The 22,910-nt window shown below is 45.4% G+C and carries 24 protein-coding genes; 1 reads left to right on the forward strand and 23 read right to left on the reverse strand.

Translation table 11 applies throughout. The features are described from left to right. Nucleotides 1–89 precede the first annotated feature (89 nt). Entirely contained in the window at nucleotides 90–1,364 is a 1,275-nt protein-coding gene (locus L1D31_RS09645; protein WP_239836856.1) for an outer membrane protein transport protein, read from the forward strand. Between the two features lie 50 nt (nucleotides 1,365–1,414). Here L1D31_RS09645 and L1D31_RS09650 read toward each other — a convergent pair whose 3' ends face one another. The 23 genes from L1D31_RS09650 to sixA all read right to left on the reverse strand — a co-directional run bounded on the left by L1D31_RS09650 (nucleotide 1,415) and on the right by sixA (nucleotide 22,756). Next, the gene (locus L1D31_RS09650; RefSeq protein WP_239836857.1) at nucleotides 1,415–2,185 is read right to left on the reverse strand and encodes a VacJ family lipoprotein; all 771 of its coding nucleotides are present in this window, start codon (nucleotides 2,183–2,185) and stop codon (nucleotides 1,415–1,417) included. 64 nt (nucleotides 2,186–2,249) lie between these two features. Continuing rightward, nucleotides 2,250–3,470 carry a c-type cytochrome biogenesis protein CcmI gene (gene ccmI / locus L1D31_RS09655; protein WP_239836858.1) on the reverse strand — a complete coding sequence of 407 codons (1,221 nt, stop codon included), beginning with the start codon at nucleotides 3,468–3,470 and terminating at the stop codon, nucleotides 2,250–2,252. Then, a complete protein-coding gene (locus tag L1D31_RS09660) occupies nucleotides 3,470–3,949 on the reverse strand; it encodes a cytochrome c-type biogenesis protein (RefSeq protein ID WP_239836859.1) in 480 nt (159 codons plus the stop codon). The genes ccmI and L1D31_RS09660 overlap by 1 nt, the downstream gene beginning before the upstream one ends. Next, nucleotides 3,946–4,500, reverse strand: a complete 555-nt coding sequence (locus L1D31_RS09665) for a DsbE family thiol:disulfide interchange protein (protein WP_239836860.1) — start codon at nucleotides 4,498–4,500, stop codon at nucleotides 3,946–3,948. Before L1D31_RS09665 ends, L1D31_RS09660 begins: the two co-directional genes overlap by 4 nt. Then, complete coding sequence (locus L1D31_RS09670) at nucleotides 4,500–6,458, reverse strand: heme lyase CcmF/NrfE family subunit (protein WP_239836861.1); 1,959 nt, start codon at nucleotides 6,456–6,458, stop codon at nucleotides 4,500–4,502. The genes L1D31_RS09665 and L1D31_RS09670 overlap by 1 nt, the downstream gene beginning before the upstream one ends. Further along, entirely contained in the window at nucleotides 6,455–6,940 is a 486-nt protein-coding gene (ccmE, locus tag L1D31_RS09675; protein WP_239836862.1) for a cytochrome c maturation protein CcmE, read from the reverse strand. The genes L1D31_RS09670 and ccmE overlap by 4 nt, the downstream gene beginning before the upstream one ends. Next, nucleotides 6,937–7,143, reverse strand: coding sequence for a heme exporter protein CcmD (gene ccmD / locus L1D31_RS09680; RefSeq protein WP_239836863.1), 207 nt, complete (start codon nucleotides 7,141–7,143; stop codon nucleotides 6,937–6,939). Before ccmD ends, ccmE begins: the two co-directional genes overlap by 4 nt. Nucleotides 7,144–7,147: 4 nt before the next feature. After that, on the reverse strand, nucleotides 7,148–7,894 hold the full coding sequence (locus tag L1D31_RS09685) for a heme ABC transporter permease (protein ID WP_239836914.1): 747 nt from the start codon (nucleotides 7,892–7,894) through the stop codon (nucleotides 7,148–7,150). 114 nt (nucleotides 7,895–8,008) lie between these two features. Then, nucleotides 8,009–8,677 carry a heme exporter protein CcmB gene (gene ccmB / locus L1D31_RS09690; protein ID WP_239836864.1) on the reverse strand — a complete coding sequence of 223 codons (669 nt, stop codon included), beginning with the start codon at nucleotides 8,675–8,677 and terminating at the stop codon, nucleotides 8,009–8,011. A 2-nt stretch (nucleotides 8,678–8,679) separates the two neighbouring features. Beyond that, nucleotides 8,680–9,300 (reverse strand): cytochrome c biogenesis heme-transporting ATPase CcmA, encoded by a 621-nt coding sequence (gene ccmA, locus L1D31_RS09695; RefSeq protein ID WP_239836865.1) that lies wholly within the window; start codon nucleotides 9,298–9,300, stop codon nucleotides 8,680–8,682. A gap of 187 nt (nucleotides 9,301–9,487) precedes the next feature. Then, complete coding sequence (locus tag L1D31_RS09700) at nucleotides 9,488–9,982, reverse strand: DUF2802 domain-containing protein (RefSeq protein ID WP_239836866.1); 495 nt, start codon at nucleotides 9,980–9,982, stop codon at nucleotides 9,488–9,490. Then, complete coding sequence (locus tag L1D31_RS09705) at nucleotides 9,982–10,476, reverse strand: chemotaxis protein CheW (protein ID WP_006959436.1); 495 nt, start codon at nucleotides 10,474–10,476, stop codon at nucleotides 9,982–9,984. The genes L1D31_RS09700 and L1D31_RS09705 overlap by 1 nt, the downstream gene beginning before the upstream one ends. Nucleotides 10,477–10,513: 37 nt before the next feature. After that, nucleotides 10,514–11,524, reverse strand: a complete 1,011-nt coding sequence (locus tag L1D31_RS09710) for a chemotaxis protein CheW (RefSeq protein ID WP_239836867.1) — start codon at nucleotides 11,522–11,524, stop codon at nucleotides 10,514–10,516. Continuing rightward, the gene (locus L1D31_RS09715; RefSeq protein WP_239836868.1) at nucleotides 11,517–12,293 is read right to left on the reverse strand and encodes a ParA family protein; all 777 of its coding nucleotides are present in this window, start codon (nucleotides 12,291–12,293) and stop codon (nucleotides 11,517–11,519) included. Before L1D31_RS09715 ends, L1D31_RS09710 begins: the two co-directional genes overlap by 8 nt. 12 nt (nucleotides 12,294–12,305) lie before the next feature. Next, a complete protein-coding gene (locus tag L1D31_RS09720) occupies nucleotides 12,306–13,436 on the reverse strand; it encodes a chemotaxis response regulator protein-glutamate methylesterase (RefSeq protein ID WP_239836869.1) in 1,131 nt (376 codons plus the stop codon). A gap of 24 nt (nucleotides 13,437–13,460) precedes the next feature. Beyond that, nucleotides 13,461–15,716, reverse strand: a complete 2,256-nt coding sequence (locus L1D31_RS09725; RefSeq protein ID WP_239836870.1) for a chemotaxis protein CheA — start codon at nucleotides 15,714–15,716, stop codon at nucleotides 13,461–13,463. A 9-nt stretch (nucleotides 15,717–15,725) separates the two neighbouring features. Further along, nucleotides 15,726–16,445 carry a protein phosphatase CheZ gene (locus L1D31_RS09730; protein ID WP_239836871.1) on the reverse strand — a complete coding sequence of 240 codons (720 nt, stop codon included), beginning with the start codon at nucleotides 16,443–16,445 and terminating at the stop codon, nucleotides 15,726–15,728. A gap of 38 nt (nucleotides 16,446–16,483) precedes the next feature. Continuing rightward, entirely contained in the window at nucleotides 16,484–16,852 is a 369-nt protein-coding gene (cheY, locus tag L1D31_RS09735; protein WP_006879571.1) for a chemotaxis response regulator CheY, read from the reverse strand. 45 nt (nucleotides 16,853–16,897) lie between these two features. Next, nucleotides 16,898–17,632 (reverse strand): RNA polymerase sigma factor FliA, encoded by a 735-nt coding sequence (locus L1D31_RS09740; protein WP_239836872.1) that lies wholly within the window; start codon nucleotides 17,630–17,632, stop codon nucleotides 16,898–16,900. Continuing rightward, the gene (locus L1D31_RS09745; protein WP_239836873.1) at nucleotides 17,625–18,512 is read right to left on the reverse strand and encodes a MinD/ParA family protein; all 888 of its coding nucleotides are present in this window, start codon (nucleotides 18,510–18,512) and stop codon (nucleotides 17,625–17,627) included. Before L1D31_RS09745 ends, L1D31_RS09740 begins: the two co-directional genes overlap by 8 nt. A gap of 13 nt (nucleotides 18,513–18,525) precedes the next feature. Then, the gene (gene flhF / locus L1D31_RS09750) at nucleotides 18,526–20,007 is read right to left on the reverse strand and encodes a flagellar biosynthesis protein FlhF (protein WP_239836874.1); all 1,482 of its coding nucleotides are present in this window, start codon (nucleotides 20,005–20,007) and stop codon (nucleotides 18,526–18,528) included. Nucleotides 20,008–20,037: 30 nt separating this feature from the next. After that, nucleotides 20,038–22,131: a flagellar biosynthesis protein FlhA gene (flhA, locus tag L1D31_RS09755; protein WP_239836875.1), complete on the reverse strand. Its 2,094-nt coding sequence runs from the start codon at nucleotides 22,129–22,131 to the stop codon at nucleotides 20,038–20,040. A gap of 160 nt (nucleotides 22,132–22,291) precedes the next feature. Then, nucleotides 22,292–22,756, reverse strand: a complete 465-nt coding sequence (gene sixA, locus L1D31_RS09760; protein ID WP_239836876.1) for a phosphohistidine phosphatase SixA — start codon at nucleotides 22,754–22,756, stop codon at nucleotides 22,292–22,294. Nucleotides 22,757–22,910 lie beyond the last annotated feature (154 nt).

Here is a 22,910-nt window from a genome sequence, read left to right on the forward strand (position 1 = left end):
TAAGATTTACACTGTTTTTAATTTTTAAAGCAATAGCTCTAAAACTATTATCGCTGGACGAATTTATAAATCATCCAGCGAACATTAAAATGAAAACAAGCAAAACTCTTCTATCTCTTGCAGTGGCAGGTGGCCTTCTTTCAGTATCGGCATCCGTAAATGCAGCGGGTTTCCAGCTCGCTGAGTATTCAGCAACAGGTTTAGGCCGAGCATACGCAGGCGAAGCCGCTATAGCTGACAATGCGAGTGCGCAGTGGCGTAACCCTGCAATGTTGACCTATCTTGAGGGGACTCAAGTTTCTGTCGGCGCTATCTATGTAAACCCTAATGTTGATGTTAGTGGAACGATTAATAATTCTCTGAGAGCAGATTCAAAAGACTTTGCCGATGACGCTGTCATTCCAAACTTCTATCTATCTCATCAATACTCCGAACAATTCGTCGTTGGCCTAGCACTAGGTACAAACTACGGTATGGAAACCAACCTTGGCACAGACTTTGCCGCTTCTCATTTTGGTAACGAAGCAAGCGTTACTACAATGGAAGCAAACTTAAATGCCGCCTATAAACTTAACGACTCAATTAGTATCGGGGGTGGCATCCGTTACATAATGGGTGAAGGTAGTTTTGGGGCGATTGCTCCTAGTCATAGCAACTCAGCGCTATCTGGAAAGACATTAAAATACATGGAAGGTGACGATACAGCCTGGGGTTGGCAATTAGGGACTGCTTGGCAAATCAATCCAAAACATAGACTTGGTATCACTTATAAATCAGCCGTGGATCTCAAACTGTCTGGTAGTGCCAAGATTCTCAATGCAACAACTTTTCAAGTTCAGGAAGACACTGGCTCAATGGATTTAACATTGCCTGCTACTCTTGAGCTAGCAAGCTTCCATCAGTTAAATGAGAAGTTGGCTATTCACTTTAGCCTAAATTGGACCGACTGGAGTAGCTTTCAGCAGCTTTACGCAGATCTCGACACTCTAGACTCACAAGTTGTTAAGGTAGAAAACTGGGACGATAATTATCGCTTCGCCATCGGTGCAACCTACCAGCTTGATCAAAAACTGGCTCTTCGTACAGGTATTGCTTACGACACCTCAGCGGTGAGTGATAAGAACCGCACAATTACTATTCCAGAAACCGATCGTACATGGTTAAGCTTGGGTGCAAGCTATGAGTTGACAAAACAATTCACCCTAGATGGTGGACTAACATATATTCTTGCGAAAGATGCGCCGATCACCGAATCACGTGGTTATGCATCAGATGAAGCAGCTGAATTAGTCGGTGGGCAATTTGTTGGTGAAGCCAGTGGTAATATCTGGCTAGTTGGTATTCAGGCGAATTACAAGTTCTAAATAAACTATCCCGCAAAGAAAAAAGGCTTGGTCATGACCAAGCCTTTCTACTAGAAATCATCATCTAAGTACTCATCTAGGTAAGCTTCTTCTTCTGCGTCGTAATCGTCTTCAGGTTCGATTTCCGCATTGAAGTCTTGCCGTTGGAGATAGGCACCACGTGTTAATGCATAAGGGTCCGGTGAATCTTCTAGCATCGCTTCTTGAGACACCAATGCCGCGCGCGTCTCCATGCCTTCTAGCGCCCACTTCCCTAAGCCAGCCCAAAAGTTGAGTAATGAAAGGGGAACATACAAACCATCGACAATATCCGTGGACTCACGTACGGTCCAAGGGCCATACCCAGGCACCATCACATACGGGCCGTTACCTACCCCATAGTGGCCTACCGCATCACTGAACGCTTTATCATTATGATCGGTAATTCCAGCTTCGGAAGCAATGTCGATAAGGCCGAGTAAGCCAAAAGTACTGTTGATCCAAAAACGGTTAAAGTGATCGAGAGCTTTCTCCCCATTCCCCATTACTAGGTTATTAATCATGCTTGCTGGTTCATCCAAATTACCAAGAAAGTTTGACACACCGTGGCGAAGTGGATCAGGAACATAATTCACATAAGCTAAGGAAACAGGGCGGACGAAGTAAGGATCTAAATAATCGTAATTGAGCGACCACATTGTTCGGTTAAATCCTTCGAACGGATCATTCACTTCTGATTCGACTGACGTTGAGTTTGCATTTTCCTGAGGTGACCCTGCACAGCCAAAAAGAAATATTGACGTGCAAGCAACAACCCATATATGAGACTTGAGGCTCTTCATTATTATAATTTCCATAAAAAAGACCGGTGAAAAACACCGGTCTCTGTACATTCATAACGAGTATCTATTGATACTGCTTATCAATTATAACTTCAACAGGTTGACCCATTTTAACGGCTTCACTCTCACCAAACCAGTCCCCTTGTTTAGTTGCAACGTTTCCATCGCTATCAAGACGCACTCTTACCATCAAAGACTCCAATGAAGATAGCTTACGATCTTGCAACATGCTATTCCCATCATCTAGAACTACAGTCCTTGGAAAAGAGCCTAGTGGATACCTAGCAGCTGCAACTGGCATAGGAGCCCCATCAGCGGTATGCACCGAGACTATCAATACTGAATTAGGGGCCGCTTGAACTTGATCACTGAGCGATATAGAAACAGACACTGACTTGCCACTAGCAACATGCTCACCCATTTGCTGCTGAGCATTTTCAATACTGCGTGACAGCATTTCGTAGCGACTGTCTTGCGGGCCAATCATCTGCTGCATAATACCCCAGTAGCGGGCCGCTGCTGAATAATCCTTACGCTCGTAAGCATCAAAAGCTAATAACGAGAATACCCTCAAGTCCACATAATCACTTTGGACCAGCTCACCAAGAATCTTTCGAGCCTTGTCTTGATCGATTTCATCCTGTGACAACATCAGTGCCTGAGCATAACCCAATTTGACATCAGTGTTTTCAGACTCAAGCTTATAAGCCTTTTTCATTGCCCCAATGGCAGTTCCCACATCTCTATTCGCAAGAGCGATACGACCGAGTAACAGCCAACCCGTTGAATCATCAGGCTGATAGTGAAGACGGGTACGTAATGCTAACGTTAAATCACGCATTTCGTCGTCACTCAACGCTGTTCCTTCCGGTGCCATTAATTTTTTCGACAAAGCTGGTAAGTTGGCACTGACTTGTTGCCATTCTACGACTTTATCTGAAGCACCGAACTTCATGTACATCGCATAAGATAGAACAACAACAAGAAGCACGGACGGGACAAGGACGGCCATCGGTGAAATACCACTGCCGCTTTCTTTCTGCTGCTCATTTGGAATATCATCCAATAGAGACTGCTTCAGATCATCAATCAGGTCCTGCTGATTTTCAACCAAGCCTTCTTCGGCTTCTTCTTTAAGTTCGGATAAACGATCTTTGTAAAATACTTTATTCAGCTCATCACGTAACGCTTCATCATTATTGGCTTTCTTACGTATGATCGGTAGCGCGATAAAAATTGAGCTCAATACAACAAGAATGACTGAAGCTACCCAAAATAATGTCATTACTGCTTATCTCCATCATTCTTATTATTCAGCAGCTCTTTCAAGCGTGCTTCTTTGTCTTGATCCCATGTTGAATCTTGAACAGTTTGCTCTTTTCGAGAACGCGTTCTTAAGACAATAAAACCAAAGCCAAATACAACCACAAATAGAGGACCTAACCACAAAATTGCCGTTGCAATGGTGAACGGTGGGTTATAAGTGACAAAGTTGCCGTAGCGAGCAATCATATAATCTATGATTTCTTGTTTCGACTTGCCCTCTTTTGTCATTTCATACACTTTTTGCCGTAAGTCGACAGCCAGCTCGGCATTAGAATCCGCGATCGTATTGTTCTGGCATTTTGGGCAACGAAGTGTACTTCCTAGCTCCTTGAACTGCTGCTCTTGTTCCAGGCTTTCAAACTCATAAATTTGAATAGCAGCATTTGCAGCGAGAGAAAAAGCCATTGCGGCTAGTACAGCAAGGATCATTTTTTTCATTTCCCTGCCTCCACTAGCATTTGCTCATACATAGGCTTGAGCGTTTCACTCCAGTTGCGCTCATTAACATCACCAACGTGACGATAACGGATTTTCCCTTGCGCATCGATTAAGAAGGTTTCCGGTGCACCGTAAACCCCGAGGTCCAAACCTAACATCCCATTTCCGTCAAACAAGCTGATCAAATAAGGGTTGCCTAACTCGTTTAACCATTGCACGGCTTTACTGCGATCATCTTTATAGTTCATCCCGATGATCTTAACGTCTTGGGCTGCAAGTTCATTCAAATATTGGTGTTCTGCGTAACAAGTTGGGCACCACGTCGCCCATACATTTAAAAGTAGAGGCTCCCCCTTAAAAATTGATTGATCGTAGAGTTTGCCCGGCTCAGCCAGATCTTCTAAACGAAACTCAGGCACGGACTTTCCTACCAGAACAGACTCAAGTTTAGTTGGATCATCACCATGTGAGTTCTTCACCAACTGAGTAGCGAATACTGCCACCAAACCTAAAAACGCCAGCAGTGGAATAAATAGAAGTTTCTTACTCATTATGCCTCCTGCGGTTTCACGCTTTTTCTGAACCGGTAACGCTTATCGCTAATAGCAATTGCGCCGCCCAATGCCATCAGCAACGAGCCAGCCCAAATCCAACGAACAAAGGGTTTGTAATAAATACGGACAGCCCAAGACTTGTTGTCATCCAAACGCTCTCCCATCGCAATATACAAATCACGTGTGACGCCTCGGTCAATTGCGGCTTCTGTCATCATTGAGCGAGCGGTACGGTAGAAGCGCTTTTCTGCATGAAGCGTATTAAGGTATTTGCCATTATGAGTGATTTCGAAGTCTGCGATGTAACCGTCATAGTTCGGGCCATCTTTATCACGCAGACCTTGAAAATAGAAGTCATAGCCTTGCATGTTGTAGTGCTGACCAGGAGCCAAACGTACATCGCGTTCGATACTGTAATTCTGCACCATGGCAATACCAATAATGCTGACAGCTAAACCAATATGACCCATCATCATCGCCCAATGACTTCGCTGCAACTTCTTAATTCCGACAGCAAAGCTGTGGCGATGGGTCGCTCGTTCATACAACTCAAAACCATGCATGAAGATAATCCACAATGCCATCACCCAACCTAGATATGCCATGAATTGGAAGAAGTCAGCAAACAGGTAGACAAAAACACCCGCCAGAGCGAATGACGCTACACCGGATATCAGCATAGGTTTAAGCAAGCTGGAGAGATTATCGCGCTTCCAACGAATCAGCGGACCAATACCCAACAAGAACGAGAATGGGATCATTAGCCAAGCAAATAGCATATCGAAGAATGGCGCACCAATAGAAACAGAACCAAGGCCGATCTGCTTATGTACTAACGGTAATAGTGTTCCTACTAAGACAACCACTAAAGCAGCAATCAATAACACGTTATTGCCAAGTAGTGCGTTCTCACGCGATACAAGATCAAAGTTACCGCGAACTCTAACCGTGGCACCTTTTAATGCAAATAGGAGTAATGAACCACCAATGACAAACACTAGGAAGCCAAGAATAAACATTCCACGTGAGGGATCGGAAGCAAACGCGTGTACTGAAACAAGAATGCCGGAGCGAACAAGGAACGTACCCAATAAACTCAATGAGAACGCTGAAATAGCTAACAGTACCGTCCACGCTTTGAAAGTGCCGCGTTTTTCTGTCACTGCAAGCGAGTGCATCAGCGCAGTACCTGCTAGCCAAGGCATAAACGACGCGTTTTCGACAGGATCCCAGAACCACCAGCCACCCCAGCCAAGTTCGTAATAAGCCCACCAAGAGCCTAGTGCGATACCCAAAGTGAGGAACAGCCAAGCGGCTGTGGTCCATGGTCGTGACCAACGTGCCCAAGCCGTATCAAGTCGTCCTGTCATCAATGAGGCGATGGCGAACGAGAAAGCGACAGAGAAACCGACATAACCCATGTACAACATAGGCGGATGAATGATCAGCCCTGGGTCTTGGAGTAGCGGGTTTAGATCTCGCCCATCAACAGGGAAAAACGGTAATGTTCTAAGAAATGGGTTAGAGGTGACGATTATAAACAGTAAGAAACCGACACTGATCATCCCCATGACAGCAAGAACTCGCGCAACCGATTCTTGAGGCATACCACGACTGAATGTTGCTACTGCAACCGTCCAAGCCGCTTGAATCAATACCCAAAGTAACAGAGAACCTTCATGAGCTCCCCAGACCGCAGTCAGGCGGTAGTACCAAGGCAACTGACTGTTTGAATTAGTCGCGACGTAATTCAGTGTAAAATCATTGGTATAAAAAGCCCAAAGTAAAGCACCGAAAGAGAGCAATAGAAGTAGGAACATTCCCCAAGACAACGGTCTTGCGGTGTTCATCAACATTGTATTATTTCGTGATGCACCGACTAATGGCAGTATGCTCAACAGTACTGCCATCGCCAGTGAAACAATCATGGCAAAATGGCCAATCTCAGCAATCATTGACCGCTTCCTTGTTTTTGTTGTTCTGTATATTCGAGCGGCTGGTGATTTTTCTTCATCGCTTCCGCTATCTCAGGCGGCATGTACTCTTCATCATGCTTAGCCAACACTTCAAATGCTTCTACCGTAGTGGCATCTCTAAGAACACCCTGAGCGACAATCCCCTGCCCTTCACGGAATAAGTCAGGGAGAATTCCATCGTAAACAATAGTCACTTTCGGGCCTACATCATGTAAGTCAAAAGAAACGCGCAATGACTCAGGGTCACGTCGTACCGAACCCTCAACAACCATACCACCGATACGCAGCCGCTGACCGACTTCAGGTTTCGTGCCATCGGGTTTACCGTCTACGAGCTCCGTTGGTGTATAAAATAGATCCATATTTTGATTCAGTGCGTAGAGCATTAAGCCAACAGTTGCACCAATACCAATGAAAATGGCTAAGACAATTCCCAGCCTTTTTTTACGCCTCGGATTCATAGTGTGTTCTCCAAATTTTTAGCCGCATCAATACGCGCTTGTCTGTCAACTTTCGACTGCACTTCATTCAACAGCTTTTTGCCACGACGGATACTCACCGTAAGCAGAACAAACATCGAAAAGAATGTGATACCAAAAGCGCTCCAAACATAGCCGGCATAACCGCCCATTGCGAAAAAATCGCCCAAAGATTCAAAATGCATCAGTTTAATTACCTCTCTGAGACTGAGCTAAAGCGATCACCCACGGACGGTGACTCTCCTTGCTGATAATCTCATTACGTAGGCGAATCATAGTCACCGCACCAAAGAAAAATGCAAAACCAAAGATGTTCAACAACAACGGCCAGAGCATATCGGTAGAAATAGAAGGTTTGGCAAATTTGGTGATAGTCGCGCCTTGATGAAGGGTATTCCACCACTCGACTGAAAAATGAATGATCGGCAGATTCACGACCCCTACAATGGCTAGAATCCCCGCTGCCTTAGCCGCTGTTTTCTGGTCATCAAATGCGTGGTATAACGCAATCACACCCAAGTAAAGGAACAAAAGAATCAGCTCAGAGGTTAAGCGCGCATCCCACACCCACCACGCTCCCCACATTGGTTTCCCCCAGACCGCTCCCGTCAGTAGAGCAATGAAGGTATACACTGCACCAATTGGAGCCATTGCGGAAGCCGCCATATCCGACAATTTAACCTGCCAAACTAAACCGATAAATGCAGCGATGGCCATGGACATGTATACGCCCATTGACCAAATCGCAGAAGGGACATGGATGTAAATAATCCTAAAACTGTCGCCTTGTTGATAGTCTGAAGGGGCGAAGGCCAGCCCCCATACTGTCCCGACCGATAAACACAGTAGGGCTAATATGGAAAACCAGGGCAAAAGCTTACCACATAGCTGATAAGCGGTTTCGGGCTTGGCATAAGGATGAAGCCATTTCCACATCGTCATTCTCACTCTTACTTCAGTGTTGTCTTGTTACGTCTCACGGACTGATTTTGACAATTATTAGTTTTGTAATTTATATAAAGGGAATTTTTCGTGCTTGATCGAAAACAATTAATTTACACTTACACGCAAAGCCGCACTAATAGCAAATGGCGTCAAGGTCATTGCGCCCATAAACATGGCGCCAAGTATGGCCAATTGGCCGTTGTATGCCATTCCCAGTGATGCTGCATCAATCGCTGATGTCGCGAAAATCAATATTGGTATATACAAAGGCAACACAAGCAAACTCAGTAGCACACCACCTTTTTGTAAACCAACCGTTAATGCCACCCCGATAGCACCAATGAAACTTAACGTAGGTGTACCAATCAGCAGGGTGGTGACAACAGCCAGCCACGAGTTCATATCTAGGGAAAGCAAAATGGCCAATAAGGGGCTAATTAAAATCAGTGGCAACCCAGTCAACACCCAGTGTGCAATCACTTTTGAAATCACCACGACAGGCAATGGGACAGGCATTAGCATCATTTGTTCCAAAGCTCCATCTTGAAAGTCATCTCTAAATAATCTTTCAAGAGATAATAATGCCGAAAGAAGAGCTGCCACCCAAACGATACCCGCGGCAATACGAGCCAAGAGGTTAGGTTCAGGCCCTATACTCAGCGGGAATAGCGTGATGACGATAATAAAAAACCACAGAGGGTTGAAAATGTCTGCTTGACGGCGAAATGCAATCAGCAGTTCTCGTCGAATAATACTACTCATCGTTGCAAACATGACTACTCACCCAGCTTTATTTTTCTTAATTTTGGATTATCAGCAAACATGTCCTGATGCGTCGTCAGTATCACAATGCCCCCATTTTCAGCATGACTGAGAAAGAGTGACTCTAGAACTTTAACTCCTTGCTTATCGATCGCCGTTAAAGGCTCATCTAAAATCCAGAGTTTGTGCTCACTCAGCCACAAACGTGCCAGCGCAACCCTACGTTGTTGACCAGCCGATAACTGCGCAACAGGCACATCTTCACGCCCCGCTAGCCCTACTTTAACAAGGGCATTAAAAATGGTCTCTTTGTCTACGCGTTTACGAGTATGTACATTGAGGTAGAATCTTAAGTTTTCGTAGGCAGTCAGCTCACGTTTTACGCCTGTTTGATGGCCTAGAAACAGCAAGTCTTGATGGTAACCATCTCTATTGGATTCGATGTTTTCACCATTCCAAAATATCTCACCATCATCTCGTTCGCCAAGCCCAGTAACGATTCTCAACAGTGTCGTTTTGCCTGTACCATTGCGACCTTCAATCTGGACTAACTCACCGGAATTAATAACAAAAGAGAGGGATTCAAAGAGAACTCTTTCATCCCTGATGGCGGTCAGCTGAGATACTTCTAACATGGATATTCACTACATAAATTTTGTGTGGGTATAGTACCACAGCCACTCTCACACAAAATAGAATTAGCCCCACGCGAATCACGAAACTCGGTAAGATTATGTTAATAATCTACCATGGTTCATTTCAACTACCACTAAATGGTTACATTTAAAACAAAAAAGGATGCCGCTGGCATCCTTCCTGTTATTACTTTCTGGCACTTTTTCGCCGAACAGCTGATTTTTTGTGTTCATCGCTAGCGCGCAAAGGCGGGACTTTCTCTTTACCTGCAATTTTCTTCTGCAGAGACAACATCAGTTCAGCTTCAGCTTTTGGTAATTCGCATTCTTCAATCAGCTCATTGACATCTGCCCCCAACTGAACCATTTTTGTCGCTCTGGAGTACAGACGTCCATCACCATCTTCTTGTTCTAGTTCTGATATTCTTTCGTTCAGATGCTGTATGATATCTTGCTGTTCACTGACACGCTGACCAAGCCCAACAACCACTGAGCGTACTTCAAGCAACTGCTTGTTCGCTTTCTGTAACTCTTTATCCAAGTGTCTATTTTGTTGCCGCCAATGATCAGCCATCGAGCGCTGCCCTTTCTTAATTCGAAAAAGAGCTAATATAACCAACAGTACAACCAGTGCAGCAACTCCCGCAATCACAGGAGCATTTGCAAATACAACTGCATCCATTACAGGTGTGCCATCTCATCCCATTCTTCATCGGTGAGAAGTTTGTTCAGATCAACAAGAATCAGTAGCTTACCATCGCGGTTGCTCACACCTTGGATAAACTTAGCACTCTCATCCGTACCAACGCTTGGTGTGGTATCGATTTCAGAAGAGCGTAAGTAAACCACTTCAGCAACGCTATCGACAAGAATGCCAATGACTTGGTGTTCTGATTCAATCACGATAATACGCGTGTTATCGGTGATCTCACCTTCCATCAAACCGAAGCGTGAACGAGTATCAATCACCGTGACAACATTACCACGTAGATTGATAATACCCAGAACGTAATCAGGCGCTCCTGGTACAGGGGCAATCTCTGTATAGCGAAGCACTTCACGTACCTGCATTACGTTGATGCCGTAAGTTTCTTCTTCAAGCTGGAACGTCACCCACTGAAGTACTTCGTCATTGGACTGATCTTTTCTTACTTCGACTTCATTAGTTTGAGACATACCTATTCCTCTCTAAGCCTAAATCGGCATAAATGTTTTATTTATCTAAGGCTTTTACATCAAGTCCTGCATTAAGCATAGCTATCAATGCTTCAACATGGATCAAAGCACACATTTTTTCTTTAACCATACCTGCGAGCCAAGGGCGTTTCCCTGCTGTTTTACGCCAACGCACTTTCTCTGGATTCAGTGATTCTGTGCCCATTAACTGTGTAGAAGCAAGACCCCACATACTTTCATCCAGCATCACAATGTATTGATAGTCATCTTTGTAGGTTTCATCAGACAGTTTTTCCGCCATGACCCACTTCGCTGTATCAACCACATCAAGTTGAGCTTCACGACTGGTTTGCAAACCTAAGTACCAATCAGGGCGACCTATTAAGTGATTTAACTCGGCAATTCGGTGAATACCACCGAGTTCATCCAATGGCACTGCAAACGTAACACCATTGACATCAAAGTAGAGAACCTGAAACTCAATATCACGCTCCGTAGAATGCCAAGTGCCTAGACCACTATCACCAGTCTGTGTTTCAGGCTGAACTTCTACTTGCTCTGCATTTTCGGTGATGATTTCAGGCTCAGATTCAAGCTCTGTTTCTACTTCTACTGAAATATCTGGTTCAGTAATAACTTCGGCTACATCAGGAGTTTCAACGTCCCATTCCTGAATCTCTTCTATCGCCACTTTCGCTTCAGCAATCTGAACCGTATTTTGCTCCATCACTTCTTCAAGCTGAAGCTCTGCAACCGGATTGGTAGACTCTAATTGCTCTAGCAATCTCTCCACATCATCCAAATTTGGCACTTCTACTTCTGCTGTGAGTGCCGAGTAGTAACTCTTTTCTTCTACCGATTGCATGACAGGTTCTAGCTCTGGCTCTGGCTCTGGCTCTGGCTCTGGCTCTGGCTCTGGCTCTGGCAAGTAATCCTGAGCACTGACTGTCTCTTCTAGAAACTCTTCAGATTCAACCGTTTCATCAAGTAGCGCAGAAAAATATTCATCCAGCGCCTGTTCACTTGATAGTAAAGTATCGCTACTCATTCACCGCTAACCTCTCTAAGTAGATCAACAGCTGTTTGTAAGCAAAAACACCCCTGCTACCAGAAGCAAAGTGTGAAACTGGGAGATGTTTTAAACTGGCATCTCTAAATTTAGTATCGATTGGCACTGCAGAAGACCATACTTGGTCAGGATAATCCTTCTTTAATTGCTGTAAAGTTTGTAATGACGCCCTTGTACGCTTGTCATACATGGTTGGAACAATGGTGACATTAAACGCTTTATTGCGTGATTTCTGCATAATCGCGAGCGTACGAACCATCCGCTCAAGACCTTTCATCGCCAAAAATTCAGTTTGAACAGGGATGAGGATTCGATTACTTGCCGCTAGTGCATTCACCATCATAACGCCAAGTATCGGCGGGCAATCTATTAAAACGTAATCATAATGGTCTTTTATTGCCATCATCGCTCGCTTTAGAATGAGCCCCATGCCACTGCGATTCCCCATCACTCGGTCCAGAGTTGCGAGTGACATGTGTGCAGGAATGATATCAATACCTTCAATGTCAGATTTCATCACCAGCGGCAAGACACTTTGCTCGTTGAATTCCTTTAATTGAAAGAGATCGAACAAGCTTGCTGGAACACCATCAGAGTCGTACCCCAAATACGTCGTCAAAGAAGCATGGGGGTCCGTGTCAACAAGTAGTACCCTTTTACCTTGTTTGCTCAACAAACCAGCCAGAGTAATCGTAGTCGTTGTCTTGCCTACGCCTCCTTTTTGGTTTGCGATACTCCAAACAATCATGCGCTACTACTCCTACGACAAACCAACTTCGACCAGCATACGCTCTGCGATACGGTCTAATGGTAGGTCTTCTGTGGAAATACCAGCTTTAGCAACCGCTTGTGGCATGCCATATACAACACAGCTTTCTTCATCCTGTGCCCAGATGGTCGAGCCAGCACTCTTAAGCATACGAGCGCCTTCACGCCCATCCGCTCCCATACCTGTCAGAACCATAGAAAGTACTTGATCTGAGTATATTTTTGCCGCACTACCAAATGTCACATCCACACACGGCTTGTAATTCATACGCTCACCACCATCAATAATGCGCAACTTAGCTGAGCCCGGACGACCATCGATCATCATCTGCTTACCACCCGGAGCCAAATAAGCCACTCCTGGTTTCAGTGCATCTCCATCTTCTGCTTCTTTCACTTGAATTTTACATAAAGAATTCAGGCGACTCGCAAAGGCAGCAGTAAACGTCGCTGGCATATGCTGGATTAACACAATAGGGTGAGGATAGTTTGCTGGTAATTTAGTCAAAATCTTCTGCAAAGCAACGGGACCGCCAGTTGAAGTACCAATAGCAGTGAGCTGATACTTCTTACCACTCGACTTAAATCTCGCGGAAGCCGCTGGTTTCGCTGCAGATGACGTAACTGGACGAGTCGCACGTTGAGTCGCAGTTGTCGTAGTTGCTGACCTCGTAGCCGGACTAGGCGTTGATGCAGGTTTTGCCGCAGGGCGGCGCATAAATGTACGGCGAGAAGAGATTTGAATAACTCGTTGCTGCAACAAAGACACCGCTTCATCACGATTGCGCGCAATATCCTCAAATTTCTTCGGTAAAAAATCCAGTGCTCCGGCATCGAGGGCATCCAGTGTCGCCTTTGCACCATCATGTGTGAGCGAGGAGAACATTAAAATTGGCACTGGGCTTTTGGCCATAATTTCACGGACGGCGGTGATTCCGTCCATTACTGGCATTTCAATGTCCATCGTAATGACATCTGGCTTCAGTCTGACTGCTTTTTCAACGGCTTCCTTGCCATTAGTCGCCACATCCATAACCTCAAGGCGAGGTTCAGAGTTGATTATTTCACTGACTCGGCGACGAAAAAAACTCGAATCATCTACTACTAAAACTTTAATCGCCATAGCTATCCTTTTTAGTTCTACGACTTAGATTCGAGAAGCAGCTGCATACTGCTTGAGCAAATCCGGTACATCCAGAATAAGCGCGATATGTCCATCACTGGTAATTGTCGCACCCGCCATTCCTGGCGTGCCTTGGAGCATACTATCAAGTGGTTTAATGACCACTTCTTCTTGCCCAATCAAGGTATCCACAACAAAACCTACGCGCTGACTGCCAATCTGGACGATAACAACATGACCATGCCCTTTACGAAGCTCTACGTCTCCAGCTTGTGGGGCAAGCCAGTTTTGAAGGTAAAATAACGGGATTGATTTCTCACGAACGATAATGGTCAACTGCCCATCAACAACGTTAGTACGGCTCAAGTCGAGGTGGAAAATTTCATTAACGCTTGCTAGCGGTAGAGCGAATGGATGTCCGGCAACACCTACCATCAAGGTTGGTAAAATCGCTAAAGTTAATGGAACCTTGATCGTAATTTTAGTGCCTTTACCCATTTCTGAGTCAATATCAATGGAACCATTCAAAGTATTGATGGCTGTTTTCACCACATCCATACCAACACCACGGCCAGAAATATCTGAAATCTGCTCTTTACTAGAGAAGCCAGGCATAAAGATCAGGTTAAAACACTCTTTGTTGGTCAAACGCGATGCGGCATCTTCATCCATTATACCGCGCTTAACAGCAATGCCTCGAAGCTTATCAGGATCCATACCGCCACCGTCATCCACAATGGCAAGTTCGATATGGTCACCTTCTTGTGAAGCAGATAAAATAACTTTACCCGTTCTTGGCTTGCCTGCTTTAACGCGGTCATCTGGCATTTCAACACCGTGGTCAACAGAGTTACGCACTAAGTGAATCAGTGGATCGGCAAGAGCTTCAACCAAGTTTTTATCCAGATCGGTATCCTCGCCACGCATCTCAAGATTAATATCTTTCTTCAAGCTCCGAGCGAGGTCTCGTACCACTCGAGGGAAGCGGCCAAATACCTTCTTAATTGGCTGCATACGAGTCTTCATTACTGCGCCTTGTAGATCCGCAGTAACAACATCTAGGTTAGCAACCGCTTTAGACATTTCTTCATCGTTACTATTCAAGCCTAAACTCAGCAGTCGGTTGCGGACAAGAACCAACTCACCCACCATATTCATAATGGTATCCAGTGTTGAAGTGTCAACACGCACTGTAGCTTCTGCTTGAGGCTTTTTGACTTGTGCTGCTGGCGGCGCGGCTTCTTTTTTGGCAGGTGGCGCGGCTGTCTCTTTAGGTTTAGGCGCCGAAGCGGCAGGTGTGCTGGCTTTCGGAGCAGCAGCCGTTTTAGCAGGCTCCGGAGCTGGTGTAGTATTTTGTGCTATAGGTTTAGTTGCCGCATCCAACTCTTCAACAGAAGGGCCTTTTCCTGAACCATGTAAATCATCAAGAAGCTTTTCAAATTCGGCATCCGTCATGAGGTCACTGTCACCGCCAGATGCCGGAGCCGGTGATTCAGGTTTGCTTGGAGGTGGTGTAGAAGCGGTCGGGGTAGCCGCTGCCCCTTCCCCTGGCGCTTTCCCGGTTCCATGCAATTCATCTAAGAGTTTTTCAAACTCATCATCTGTGATATCACCGCTCATGTCACCATCGAGAGCTGATGGAGCGGCTGGGGTTTCTGGGGTTGTAGCGGCTCCGGCTCCCGGCGCACTGCCTTCACCATGTAGCTCGTCTAACAGTTTTTCAAATTCATCTTGCGTAATTTCATCAATAGAACCTGCAGAGACCGTTTCAGAACTTGGCTCTTCAGCAGCAGGCTCAGTGACAACAGGTTCCTGAGGAACCACAGGTTCTTCTACGACCTCAGGTTCAGCGGGTGCTGTGGCACCTGTTGATTCATCTTCATCCGCCGATTGAGGCTGACTTAAGCGATGTAATTCATCCAACAGAGATTGGTCGGCAGGAGTCAAAGGCTCACGGTCTTGTACTGCTTGGAACTGTTCATTAACAGTGTCTAACGCTGTCAACATGGTATCCATGAGACTTGCAGATACCTGACGTTGCCCATTGCGCAAAATATCGAACACGTTCTCCGCACCGTGACAAGTATCTACCAATTCGGTTAATGAGAGGAAACCAGCCCCGCCTTTGACAGTGTGGAAACCACGAAAGATTGCATTTAAAAGGTCTTTGTCATCAGGGTTATTTTCCAACTCTACCAACTGCTCTGAAAGAAGCTCTAAGATTTCTCCGGCTTCGACCAAAAAGTCCTGTAGAATGTCTTCGTCTAGTTCATAGCTCATAAGTTACCTCTAAAACCCAAGACTCGAGAGTAAGTCGTCGACTTCGTCTTGTGATGAAACCGCATCTTCCCTTTCATGAGGGTTGAGAATCGGTCCCTCTGGGTCTATCGATGAATTGTTCTTATTGTTTGCAGCATCTTCTAGCTGGCTAGCACCAAATGCTGTCAGTATTTCTACCAAACGGCCTTCAACTTCATTAACTAAAGTAATCACTCTGCTAATAATTTGACCCGTCAAGTCTTGGAAATCCTGAGCCATTAGAATCTCGGTCAGTTGACCTCTAAGTTCAGAGCTATCGCCCTCAACCTCACCTAGTAAGGCGTCAATACGGTGGCAAAGCGCTTTAAATTCATTGAGTTCTATACGCCCATGCATGAGCTCATTCCACTGAGGTCGAACCTGAAGTAGGCCCTCATGGAGGTTATCGGCTATTGGCATGCAACGGTCGACAGCATCCATAGTTTTGTTCGCTGCTGTTTCTGTTTTGTCAATCACATACTGAAGCCTATCCCGAGCATCTGGGATTTCGTCATTGGCAATCTGACTCATACGTTCATCAAGGCTAAATTGCTTGATAGACTCATGGAGATCACGAGTCAGCTCGCCTATTTCTTGCAGCATAGGGTTTGCTGAACCTTCATGTATATTTTTAACAAGTTTATCAGCTTCTTCCTGCTGGTCGTTTTCTAACAACTCTACAAGGTGCTTTGCCTGTTCTAATGAAATCATTCTGAATTGGCCTTTCGCGTTATCGTCAATTCCTTGACTTATAAACGCTCAAAGATTTTATCTAATTTTTCTTTTAATGTTGCTGCAGTAAATGGCTTAACAATGTAACCATTAACACCTGCTTGCGCAGCTTCGATGATCTGTTCACGCTTCGCTTCTGCCGTGATCATCAGAACAGGTAAGTGTTTAAGTTCATCGTCGGCACGAATATGCTTCAAAAGGTCAATGCCTTGCATTCCTGGCATATTCCAGTCTGTCACAACAAAGTCGAACTCACCCTTCTTTAGCATTGGTAACGCCGTTAAGCCGTCATCCGCTTCTTGAGTATTATTGAAACCTAAGTCACGAAGTAAGTTCTTAACGATACGGCGCATTGTTGAAAAATCGTCAACAATAAGGATCTTCATGTTTTTATTCAAAATTGCCTCCACTGAGTTCGATATCAGTGATTTCTAGTCATTATTTGTCCAAACACTCAATTTAGTGCGTAGACGCTGCATTGATTGGCTTAGTATCTGGCTAACGCGCGACTCGCTAACACCAATAACCTCGCCGATTTCCTTCAAGTTTAACTCTTCATCATAATAAAGCGAAAGTACTAGAGCTTCTCTTTCAGGAAGTGATTTAATGGATTCTATAAGTGCCGTACGAAAATATTCATCTGCGACACCCTGAAACGGGATATTTTCTCCGTCTGCATCTTCATGCGAAATCGCATCTTCTGACACACCTAAATCGTCAATACCGATCAATCGAGAGCAGTTAATGTCAGTTAATGCACTGTGGTACTGCGTCAGGCTTATATCAAGGTGCTTAGCCACTTCAGCATCAGTAGGGTCTCGATTCAGTTCCCCTTCCAATTGAGCAATGGCCTGACTGATCTCTCGACTGTTTTTATGAACAGAGCGAGGGACCCAATCCCCGCGGCGTATATCATCAAGCATAGCACCACGGATGCGAATACCAGCATAGGTTTCAAAGCTGGCTCCTTTACTGCCATCGTAGTTTTTTTGGGCTTCTAAAAGGCCGATCATCCCAGCCTGAATAAGGTCTTCGACCTGTACACTCGGCGGCAATCGTCCGAGTAAATGGTGAGCAATCCGCTTCACCAGCACCGAGTATTTCTCTAAAAATGCTCGCTGACTGTTTTGATTTGCGTATTGGTCATAGGTCAATGCCTTATTCACCAAATGGTTCCTCTAACATCTCTGTTCTATGAAGTAAGCGTTCTACAAAAAACTCCAGATGTCCACTCGGTGTCTTAGGAATTGGCCAAGTTAGTGCTTTATTTGCTAACGAACCCAAGGCTAATGACGCTGGCGAGCGAGGAAATGCATCCACGACAATCTTTTGTTTTTTCACAGCTTGTCGAACTTTATCATCCAATGGAATACATGCTACGAGCTCAATGCTAACATTCAAGAATCGCTCTGTGACCAAGGTCAACTTTGCAAACAATTCTCTCCCTTCACGATAGCTTCTGACCATATTAGCAACAATTTTAAATCGTTGAACTTGGTGTTCTTTACTCAAAAGTTTGATCAGAGCATATGCATCAGTGATAGAAGTTGGTTCATCACAGACCACAACTACCACATCCTGAGCCGCACGTGAAAAGCTCACTACCATATCTGAGATCCCAGCAGCAGTATCAATGAGTAGCACGTCCATCTCATCTTCTAAGCTGCCAAAAGCGCGAATTAAACCGACATGTTGTGCGTGGGACAGCTCCGTCATGGACTGCGTCCCTGACGTCGCAGGAATAATTCTAATTCCGTACGGTCCTTCAACAATAGCATCTTGTAGGTCACATTCGCCTGCTAATACATGGCCAAGGTTTTTCTTCGTCCGTATACCCAGCATTACATCAACATTTGCCAAACCAAGGTCAGCATCAAGTACCATGACCTTTTTGCCCTGACGAGCCATACAAATCGCGAGACCTAAAGTCACATTTGATTTGCCCACACCCCCCTTACCGCCAGTCACTGCAATGACTTTGGTGAGTGAGGGTTGTGTTAAGCGGCGTAGTCCGCTTGCTTGGTCTTGTATCATATTCTTAGTCATAATCGTCCGCCGCCTAGAACCCGTCTGATTCACTATTCCAATAGTGAGGTTCGTCATCTGTCGACTTCTCTAACAATTCATTTGCCTTGGCAACCATATATTTCGGTTGCGCTATCACTATATCTTCCGGGACTCGCTGTCCGTTTGCGATATAAGCCACAGGTAACGAGTTTTGTACTACGACGCTCACAAACTCGCCAAGACTTAGCGATTCATCCAATTTAGTGAGGATACAACCCGACAGTGGGATCCTCTTGAAATGATCGATGGTCTCCTGCAGTACTTTTCGCTGTGCAGTCGCAGGTAGAACGAGATAGCTGTGTATTACTTCACCACTTTCGTGCATAAGCGTATCCAGTTGCTCTGACAGACGTACATCTCTCTGCCCCATACCTGCTGTATCAACCAGAATTAGGCGACGATTTCTCAATTGATATATTACATCGGCTAACTCTTTGGAATCTTTAGCAACTTTTACAGCGCATCCCATAATGCGTCCATAAATCGCTAATTGCTCATGGGCACCAATACGGTAAGTATCGGTCGTCACTAGAGCAACGTTATCTGGACCAAACTCCATGGCCGCTCTTGCGGCAAGCTTAGCCACCGTTGTGGTTTTGCCAACGCCAGTTGGTCCAAGAAGAGCAACCACGCCACCACGCTTAAGAATGTCTTGTTTAGAAATAGGAATCTGATCGGATACCAAGCCTAGTAAGGCTTTCCATGCTTTTGTTGGAGGAGTATCTTCTGGAATATAGCAAGCTAGCTGATCAGCAAGCTCAGCCGACACTCCCATGCGCTCAAGACGCTTAATCAACATGGCTCGCAACGGCTCTCGGCGCTCGACCTCTTGCCACATTAACCCTGAAACTTGATGTTCAAGCAAACGACGAATTGAAGTCATCTCCTCGCGCATATCTTCGAGATCTTCATTACGTACATTTTGCTCTTCTGCACGGCTACGCTCGTAACGAGAGGGATCGAGGCGTGGCGCTGGTCGCTCTGCATTTCGGTCTTCAGCGATCAAACGAGCGAGTGGAGAGTCTTCTTTTAACTGAACTCCATTTTGCTCATGGCGCGCTGCTGATTGGCGTTTGAGCAATGCGGAGAGCGAGTCAGCACTTTCTGCCTCTCTGCCATCAGCTTCATCTACACCATTGCTGTATTGTTTGAGCATATTGGCAAAACGCTTCGTCATTGAACGACCTGAATCAGCTTTAGTCTGCAGGCTTACGCGGTCTTCATCTAGTTGACGCTGCCTAGGTGTCGGTGCACTCTGCGTGTTTGCCGATGCTTGAGAATTGTTGTAGCGAGGTTGGGAGTTGTAGTTAGCGCTAGAGCGCGCTGCCGCCGTCTCATTGTCGACCGCAGCAACAATTTCTACACCACCTGCGACTTTTTTATTAGACATGATTACTGCATCATCGCCCAACTCCCCTTTTACTTGGAGTAGCGCGGTACGCATGTCTTTGGCAAAAAATCGTTTAATCTTCAAAGTAGATATCCGTCTATTAACGCATTAATGCTAGTTACCAACAGCTTGAACAATACGTATTTGTTTCTCGTCTGGGATTTCCTGATAAGAGAGTACGCGTAACGATGGAATTGTGTTCTTCACAAACTTAGCCAATGTTGAACGCAATACGCCAGAGGTCAGAAGGACGGCTGGCTCTCCTTTCAACTCTTGCTCTTGAGTTGCCTGAGTTAAAGAAGATTGTAGTCGTTCTGCCAAACCTGGTTCGATGCCTGCAGACTCTCCCCCAGATGCTTGCATTGTTTGATGCAATATTTGTTCCAGCTCCGGAATCAGTGTAATAACTGGCAACTCTGGCTCTATTCCATTGATTTCCTGAACAATTAGTCGTTTCAACGAGATTCGAACTGCCGCAGTTAGTATGTCAGGTTCTTGACTCTTACTTGAATATTCAGCCAAGGTTTGGACGATAGTTCGGATGTCTCGGATAGGTACCGCTTCATTAAGCAAGTTCTGTAATACTTTCACGACGACACCAAGTTGAAGCTGATCCGGCACAAAGTTCTCGACCAGTTTAGGCGCACTACGCCCAAGCATTTCCAACAAGTTCTGTACTTCTTCATGGCCAATTAAGTTTGAAGCATTATTGGTCAGTAATTGGCTAAGGTGAGTCGCAAGCACTGTTGAAGAATCGACCACGGTATAACCTAGCGCCTGTGCATGTTCACGCTGCTCATCTTTGATCCACACCGCCTCAAGGCCAAAGGCAGGATCAATCGTCGGTTCACCTTCCACCATGCCATACACCTGCCCTGGGTTAATGGCGAGCTCCATATCCGGACGAATTTCTGCCTCACCTACAGCCACCCCCATCAAAGTAATTCGGTAACTGTTTGGGGTCAGCTCAAGGTTGTCACGAATATGGACTGCGGGAATGAGAAAACCGAAGTCTTGAGAGAGCTTTTTACGCACCCCCTTCACTCGCTCTAACAGTTCTCCCCCTTGATCTTTGTCGACGAGCGGGATCAAACGGTAGCCGACTTCCAAGCCAATAACATCAACAGGTTGTACATCATCCCACGATAGCTCTTTTGGCGTTGGAGCATCCTGTTCGGTTGTTGCTGGTAATTTAGCCTTTTCAGCGTCTTTCTTCTGTTTACGATGAATCCAGTACGCCCCGCCACCAGCCAGTATCGCCAGTAACAAGAAAGCAAAATGAGGCATGCCCGGCACAACCCCCATGACTCCTAATATACCTGCCGTGATCATCAGAGCTTTAGGGTTGTCAAACATTTGGAAGACAACTTGCTGGCCCATATCTTCGTCAGTGTTCTGACGAGTGACCATGATCGCCGCGCCAATCGAGAGTAATAGAGATGGAATTTGAGCAACTAGGCCATCACCGATGGTCAGCAAAGTATAGATTTGGATAGCCTCGCCAAACGCTAGTCCATACTGAGCCATACCAATCGACAAACCACCGATAATATTGATAAATAGAATCAAAATACCGGCAATAGCATCACCTTTAACAAATTTTGACGCACCGTCCATCGAGCCATAGAAATCGGCTTCTTTAGTGACTTCTTGACGACGTGTTCTTGCCTGATCTTGATCGATTAGTCCCGCATTTAAGTCGGCATCGATCGCCATCTGCTTACCGGGTAAGGCATCTAAGGTAAAGCGAGCACTCACCTCAGAGATACGACCTGCACCTTTCGTCACAACCATAAAGTTGATGATCATCAAGATAAGAAATACGACTAAACCAACGGCATAGTTGCCACCAATCACGACACTACCAAAAGCTTCAATCACACTACCCGCTGCGCCCGTTCCCTCATGACCATAGAGCAGTACAACACGGGTCGATGCAACGTTTAACGCCAAACGTAACAAAGTTGCAATAAGCAGTACCGTCGGAAAAGCCGCAAAGTCTAAAGGCCTACGGGTATAGACCGTCACGAGAAGGACAACCATCGCCAATGCGATATTGAACGTAAAGAATAAGTCGAGCAGGAATGGAGGTATCGGTAATACCACCATCGCCAGTGTCGCCAATACCATAATAGGCGCACCTACCGCTGGCATTGCTCTCTGAGGAATGGGAGGTAACTTATCCGCGAACGGCAACGTAAACTTCATATAGGTGAAATCTATAATTTAACCAAAACATTAAAGGACTTAGGCCGATATGCAAGTTTCAGTCCATAAGTCCTGTCAATTTTATGGCTACATTAAGATATGGTAATAGAAGCCCTAACTCATTGAATTGGCGAGCTTCCCAATTAATCGTGAGAACGCCCTAAGGTTGGATATTGAAAAGCAGTTCACCACGTCGTTTTGCTAAGTCATAGTCCACGCACACGATACCTGAGGTAGGAAACATCGGAGGCACCATATCCGGAACCAACTCTGCAGTGAGATATCCAACAAGCGGTAAATGTGACACCAACAATATTGATGCTAGCTCCTCTACCTCGGCTGTCGCTACTACATAGTCCGCCACTTGGTTGGACTCACCGTACGGTGTAATGTCTTCGCATGTTTGGATCTGTTTCGCACTAAAACTGCGTGAGATTTCTTGCCAAGTTTGCTGAGCACGTAAGTAAGGGCTAACTAATACTTTATCGAATTGTGCATAACCTTGCTCTGCGCATGCTCGGGCTACTGCCGCGGAGGCACTGCGCCCTCTCTCTGTCAGCGCACGCTCTGCGTCAGTTGCTGCATAATGCTCAGCTTCCCCATGACGCATAATGAATATTTTCATGGCTTCTTCCTAAATCTGTGATTTTGTAATTATCATCATTGTTATTTTTATACGCTGATTTTTAGCACTTGTTTAAAAATAATTATATCAAGTACCTTGCTAAAGACTTCGACTTTCTTAACAATCTTAATGGACGGATTCATATTTTGTGTAT

The sequence above is a fragment of the Vibrio sp. Isolate23 genome (genome assembly GCF_022398095.1).
Classification (GTDB): domain Bacteria; phylum Pseudomonadota; class Gammaproteobacteria; order Enterobacterales; family Vibrionaceae; genus Vibrio; species Vibrio coralliilyticus_A.

Coding starts and splice junctions, on each gene's coding strand:
- L1D31_RS09645 (WP_239836856.1), top strand. CDS start 90: ATGAAAACAAGCAAAACTCTTCTATCTCTTGCAGTGGCAGGTGGCCTT.
- L1D31_RS09650 (WP_239836857.1), bottom strand. CDS start 2,185: ATGAAGAGCCTCAAGTCTCATATATGGGTTGTTGCTTGCACGTCAATA.
- ccmI (WP_239836858.1), bottom strand. CDS start 3,470: ATGACATTATTTTGGGTAGCTTCAGTCATTCTTGTTGTATTGAGCTCA.
- L1D31_RS09660 (WP_239836859.1), bottom strand. CDS start 3,949: ATGAAAAAAATGATCCTTGCTGTACTAGCCGCAATGGCTTTTTCTCTC.
- L1D31_RS09665 (WP_239836860.1), bottom strand. CDS start 4,500: ATGAGTAAGAAACTTCTATTTATTCCACTGCTGGCGTTTTTAGGTTTG.
- L1D31_RS09670 (WP_239836861.1), bottom strand. CDS start 6,458: ATGATTGCTGAGATTGGCCATTTTGCCATGATTGTTTCACTGGCGATG.
- ccmE (WP_239836862.1), bottom strand. CDS start 6,940: ATGAATCCGAGGCGTAAAAAAAGGCTGGGAATTGTCTTAGCCATTTTC.
- ccmD (WP_239836863.1), bottom strand. CDS start 7,143: ATGCATTTTGAATCTTTGGGCGATTTTTTCGCAATGGGCGGTTATGCC.
- L1D31_RS09685 (WP_239836914.1), bottom strand. CDS start 7,894: ATGTGGAAATGGCTTCATCCTTATGCCAAGCCCGAAACCGCTTATCAG.
- ccmB (WP_239836864.1), bottom strand. CDS start 8,677: ATGTTTGCAACGATGAGTAGTATTATTCGACGAGAACTGCTGATTGCA.
- ccmA (WP_239836865.1), bottom strand. CDS start 9,300: ATGTTAGAAGTATCTCAGCTGACCGCCATCAGGGATGAAAGAGTTCTC.
- L1D31_RS09700 (WP_239836866.1), bottom strand. CDS start 9,982: ATGGATGCAGTTGTATTTGCAAATGCTCCTGTGATTGCGGGAGTTGCT.
- L1D31_RS09705 (WP_006959436.1), bottom strand. CDS start 10,476: ATGTCTCAAACTAATGAAGTCGAAGTAAGAAAAGATCAGTCCAATGAC.
- L1D31_RS09710 (WP_239836867.1), bottom strand. CDS start 11,524: ATGAGTAGCGATACTTTACTATCAAGTGAACAGGCGCTGGATGAATAT.
- L1D31_RS09715 (WP_239836868.1), bottom strand. CDS start 12,293: ATGATTGTTTGGAGTATCGCAAACCAAAAAGGAGGCGTAGGCAAGACA.
- L1D31_RS09720 (WP_239836869.1), bottom strand. CDS start 13,436: ATGGCGATTAAAGTTTTAGTAGTAGATGATTCGAGTTTTTTTCGTCGC.
- L1D31_RS09725 (WP_239836870.1), bottom strand. CDS start 15,716: ATGAGCTATGAACTAGACGAAGACATTCTACAGGACTTTTTGGTCGAA.
- L1D31_RS09730 (WP_239836871.1), bottom strand. CDS start 16,445: ATGATTTCATTAGAACAGGCAAAGCACCTTGTAGAGTTGTTAGAAAAC.
- cheY (WP_006879571.1), bottom strand. CDS start 16,852: ATGAAGATCCTTATTGTTGACGATTTTTCAACAATGCGCCGTATCGTT.
- L1D31_RS09745 (WP_239836873.1), bottom strand. CDS start 18,512: ATGACTAAGAATATGATACAAGACCAAGCAAGCGGACTACGCCGCTTA.
- flhA (WP_239836875.1), bottom strand. CDS start 22,131: ATGAAGTTTACGTTGCCGTTCGCGGATAAGTTACCTCCCATTCCTCAG.
- sixA (WP_239836876.1), bottom strand. CDS start 22,756: ATGAAAATATTCATTATGCGTCATGGGGAAGCTGAGCATTATGCAGCA.